The organism is Mesorhizobium sp. M4A.F.Ca.ET.090.04.2.1 (genome assembly GCF_003999085.1).
Taxonomy (GTDB): domain Bacteria; phylum Pseudomonadota; class Alphaproteobacteria; order Rhizobiales; family Rhizobiaceae; genus Mesorhizobium.
On sequence record NZ_RZOT01000499.1, the window covers coordinates 1 to 4,631 of the forward strand.

The 4,631-nt window shown below is 63.8% G+C and carries 4 protein-coding genes; 2 read left to right on the plus strand and 2 right to left on the minus strand.

Translation table 11 applies throughout. The annotated features are described in order from the left end of the window. Positions 1 to 181 (minus strand): alpha/beta hydrolase (locus EN781_RS26575; RefSeq protein WP_189347878.1); only part of this gene is annotated, 181 nt, incomplete at its 3' end. Positions 182 to 370: 189 nt separating this feature from the next. Here EN781_RS26575 and EN781_RS26580 point away from each other — a divergent pair. Next, on the plus strand, positions 371 to 1,381 hold the full coding sequence (locus EN781_RS26580; RefSeq protein WP_126053863.1) for a ribonuclease: 1,011 nt from the start codon (positions 371 to 373) through the stop codon (positions 1,379 to 1,381). A gap of 37 nt (positions 1,382 to 1,418) precedes the next feature. Here EN781_RS26580 and EN781_RS26585 read toward each other — a convergent pair whose 3' ends face one another. Continuing rightward, positions 1,419 to 2,678, minus strand: a complete 1,260-nt coding sequence (locus tag EN781_RS26585; RefSeq protein WP_126053864.1) for a GGDEF domain-containing protein — start codon at positions 2,676 to 2,678, stop codon at positions 1,419 to 1,421. Positions 2,679 to 2,939: 261 nt separating this feature from the next. Between EN781_RS26585 and ettA the strand changes: the two genes are divergently transcribed. Further along, positions 2,940 to 4,589, plus strand: a complete 1,650-nt coding sequence (gene ettA / locus EN781_RS26590; protein WP_126053865.1) for an energy-dependent translational throttle protein EttA — start codon at positions 2,940 to 2,942, stop codon at positions 4,587 to 4,589. Positions 4,590 to 4,631: the final 42 nt, after the last annotated feature.

The window sequence follows — 4,631 nt, forward strand, 5'->3', positions numbered from 1 at the left end:
CATAGACATGACAGCCGCGCTTGGCGAGGAAATCGGCGAAGCGGGCATAGCGCGCCGCGTGCTCGGCCAGTCCATGATTGATCTGGACGACGGCGCGCGGCTGGCCGCTCGTCTCCTTCACATAGAGGTTGAGATCGGCGCCGGTCGGCGATCTGACCAGGCGCTGCTGGCTGAATGGCATTTCGCTTCGTCCCCCGCAACGCCCTTGTCGTGCTCACGAGAGTTTTGTTTGCGCCGGCGGCGGTTTTAGGTCAATGCGGCCAGGCTGATTTTGCCCTGTGGGTTTCTTCCCTTGCGGCGCGGGCCATCGCAATTCTGACACGGAGACAGCGGCAGTGTGTGCCGCGACATTTTGAGCCGAGGGGCGGGTATGCGGACTGGTTTTGCTTTTTTGTTGGCTGCCGCCGTCACGGCGCTCGCCGGAGCAGCGCGGGCCGATGTGAAGATGAGCGGCAGCTTCGTGGCCGACGCCGCCTGTCCGGCGACGCAGGCGATCAAGAACGGCAAGAACCCCGGGAACATATCGACCGCGGCCGGACAAAGCTACCAGCTGCTGGCGGGCAACAAGGATGAGCCGACACATTACCTCATCCTTGTGCCGGGCGCCCATCCGGACCGTCGCTGGGTGAAGATCAGCTGCGGACATGTCACCGCCGGCAGTGCTGCTGCGACGCCGGAGCCGGCCGATCAGAACAAGCCGGCGCAGCCTGGCTCTGGCAAGCCGGAATATGTCTTCGCGCTGAGCTGGCAGCCGGCTTTCTGCGAGACCAAGTCCAGCAAGCCCGAATGCCAGGCGCAGTCGAAGTCCGGCTTCGACGCCACGCATTTCACCTTGCATGGGCTGTGGCCGCAGCCGAACGGCAACTTCTATTGCCAGGTGTCGGCGGGCGACAAGGCCAATGACAATCCCGCCCATTGGCAGGACCTGCCGAAGGTCGATCTCGATGCGAACACCCGCGCCGAGCTCGATCAGGTGATGCCGGGCACCGCCTCCAAGCTGGAGCGGCATGAATGGATCAAGCATGGCACCTGCTACGGCAAGAGCCAGCAGGAGTATTTCGCCGATGCCTTGAACCTGATGCAGGCGGTGAATGCGTCGCCGGTGCGCGATCTCTTCACCAAACATATCGGCAAACAGCTGACGTCGGATCAGATCCGCGACGCCTTCGACGGCGCCTTCGGTGCCGGCGCCGGCGACCGGGTTCGTGTGTCCTGCCTGGTCGATCCATCGAGCGGCAGGCGCATGATCGGCGAGCTGACGCTCGGCCTCTCCGGCCCGATCGGCCCGGACAGCACGCTGGGCAGCCTGATGCTGGCGTCCGCGCCGACCACCAAGGCGGGTTGCCCGAAAGGTACGGTCGATCCGAGCGGCTTCCAATAAGCCTGGTGAGGGCCTTCGCCGCTCTGCCGCCGGCGCCTTATGCCGATCTCGTCCGGATGCCGGGATCTTGGGCCTCGTCGTCGCCCAGTTCGCCGATGACGCGGTCGCGCCCCGCCAATTTGGCCTTGTAGAGACGTTTGTCGGCCAGCGCGAAGATATCGGCCAGGCAGTTGCTGGCCTCGCCAAGGGTGCAAACGCCGACGCTGACGGTCAGTTCGAACCTGCTGGTGCTGGCGGAAGCCTTGACCGCATGCCTGATGCTTTCGCCGAGCAGCCTTGCGACGGCGTGCGGCTGCTCGGTCAGGATGGCGAATTCCTCGCCGCCTATCCGGAATACCTTTTGCTCGGCGCCGGCGACCTCGGTCAGCACCGCGGCGATCGACTTCAGCACCTTGTCACCCTCGGCATGGCCGAAGCGATCGTTGATCAATTTGAAATGGTCGACGTCGACGATCAGCAGGCTGAGCGGCCTGGCGGTCCGCTGGCTGGCGGCGACCGCGGCCTGGCCGTCAGTTTCGAAGCTGCCGCGATGCAGCAGGCCGGTCAGGCCGTCGCGTCCGACATGCTTGACCAGCGCTTCGTAACGCTCGCGATAGGTCAGCGTGTCGAAAATGTCCGAAATCCCGCGCGGCACGGCGATCTGCCGGGCCTCGAGCCAGCGCAGATAGGCAACCAGCATCAGGCTGTAGGCAAGGGCGGCGCTCATCTTGGCGTACCAGCCGCCGAAGAAGACGGCGATCGGCGCGCCGGTGACGAAATGCAGCGCGGTGAAGAAGCCCGCCTGGTCGAAGCTGAGCACGCAGGCGACGGAGACGAGGATACGGACAAACAACTGATCGCGAAGGTAGCCACCGAGCTTTTCATAGAGCAGGATGATCAGGATGGCGTCGACGAAGAGCAACGACGTGCCCCACACCATGAAGCCGATATCGGGGGCCTTGCCGTCCGGAAGCGGCGAGATCGCGTGCAGGCGCAGGATCAGCACCAAGCCGATCATCAGGGCATTGCCGAGCAGCAGGCCATAGATCGGCTGCCGCACCGTCGCCGCGTCTTCCTTGATGTAGAGCAGGAGCAGCATCACCAGCTTGCCCGAGAACAGCACCGCCGAACCCGGCGACACCATGCCGAAGGGCAGGGCGACGTAAAAGACACTGGCCAGATAGGTCTCGAGAAAGTGCATGACGCCGAGCGCGCAGACGAAGACGCCGAGGCCGATGCGCGCCCTGAAACGGAACAGCGTGACCATGACGCCGAAATAGAGAACCGCTTCGGCAAGGAGCAGGAAACTGTTCAGCAACGCAGTCGATCCGTCCTCTTCGCTGCAACCGCCATCGACCAGCGATTGCCATCACCTCCGTTTTGCCGGGAATGATTAATCGGTGCTTTCGGATGAACGGATAGCGTGCCGAAAAAGGGCAACGGCAACCGGATGCTTGCAGGTTGATGAGCGTTTGGTGTTCGGGCCGCGGCACCGAAAGCGATTGCCGTTCGGCCCGGCATCGCCTACATAGCGCGCAACCTCCATCCAGTTGACACTTCAGTTCCAGGGAAAGCGCGCGTGGCTCGCCAGTTCATCTATCACATGTCCGGCCTGTCGAAGGCCTACGGCACCAAGAAGGTGCTCGATAACGTTCATCTGTCCTTCTATCCGGACGCCAAGATCGGCATCCTCGGCCCCAACGGCTCGGGCAAGTCGACCATCCTGCGTATCATGGCCGGGCTCGACAAGGAGTTTCAGGGCGAAGCGTGGCTGGCCGAGGGCGCGACCGTGGGCTACCTGGCGCAGGAGCCGCACCTCGACAACAGCAAGACCGTGCGTGAAAACGTCATGGACGGCGTCGCCAGGAAGACCGCCATCATCGAGCGCTACAACGAGCTGATGATGAACTATTCCGACGAGACGGCGGACGAGTCCGCCAAGCTCCAGGACGAGATGGACAGGCTGAACCTGTGGGACCTCGAGCAGCAGGTCGAGATGGCGATGGACGCGCTGCAGTGCCCGCCGGCCGATTCCGAGGTGACCAACCTGTCGGGCGGCGAGCGCCGCCGCGTGGCGCTGTGCCGGCTGCTGCTGGAGCAGCCCGACCTGCTGCTGCTCGACGAGCCGACCAACCACCTCGACGCCGAGACCACGCAATGGCTGGAAAAGCACCTGCGCGACTATCCGGGCTCGGTGCTGATCATCACCCACGACCGCTACTTCCTCGACAACGTCACCGGCTGGATCCTCGAGCTCGACCGCGGCCGCGGCATTCCTTACGAGGGCAACTACACCAAATATCTCGACGCCAAGGCCAAGCGCCTGATCCAGGAAGGCCGCGAGGACGACTCGCGCCAGAAGGCGATCTGGCGCGAGCGCGAGTGGATCCAGTCCTCGCCGAAGGCGCGCCAGACCAAGTCCAAGGCGCGTATCAAGGCCTATGAGGAACTGGTCGAGCAGTCGCAGAACCGCAAGCCGACCGACACCCAGATCGTCATCCCGGCGAGCGAGCGGCTCGGCAATGTCGTCATCGAAGTCGAGGGCCTCAACAAGGGCTTTGGCGACGAACTGCTGATCGAGGATCTGTCGTTCAAGCTGCCGCCGGGCGGCATCGTCGGCGTCATCGGCCCGAACGGCGCCGGCAAGACGACGCTGTTCAAGACGTTCACGGGCCAGGAGAAGCCGGATACGGGCTCGGTCCGCATCGGCGAAACGGTCAAGCTCGGCTATGTCGATCAGAGCCGCGACGCGCTCGACCCGAACAAGACGGTGTGGGAAGAGATCTCCGGCGGCGCCGAGGTGATCAAGCTCGGCAAGCACGAGGTCAACAGCCGCGCCTACTGCTCGTCCTTCAACTTCCGTGGCGGCGACCAGCAGCAGAAGGTCGGCAACCTTTCCGGTGGTCAGCGCAATCGCGTGCATCTTGCCAAGATGCTGAAGGGCGGCGGCAACGTGCTTTTGCTCGACGAACCGACCAACGATCTCGACACCGAGACGCTGAGCGCGCTGGAAGACGCGCTGGAGGCCTATGCGGGCTGCGCCGTCATCATCAGCCACGATCGCATGTTCCTCGACCGCATGGCGACCCACATGCTCGCCTTCGAGGGCGACGCGCATGTCGAATGGTTCGAGGGCAACTTCGAGGAATATGAGAAGGACAAGCTGCGCCGCCTGGGCGCGGAAGCGGCGACCCCGCACCGCATGACGCACAAGCGGCTGACACGGTAGGAGCAGTCCAGAGCATGATGCCGAAAAGTGTGACGCGGTTTT

Excerpts from the sequence above, each read along its gene's own strand:
- EN781_RS26580 (WP_126053863.1), top strand. The coding sequence starts at position 371 with ATGCGGACTGGTTTTGCTTTTTTGTTGGCTGCCGCCGTCACGGCGCTC.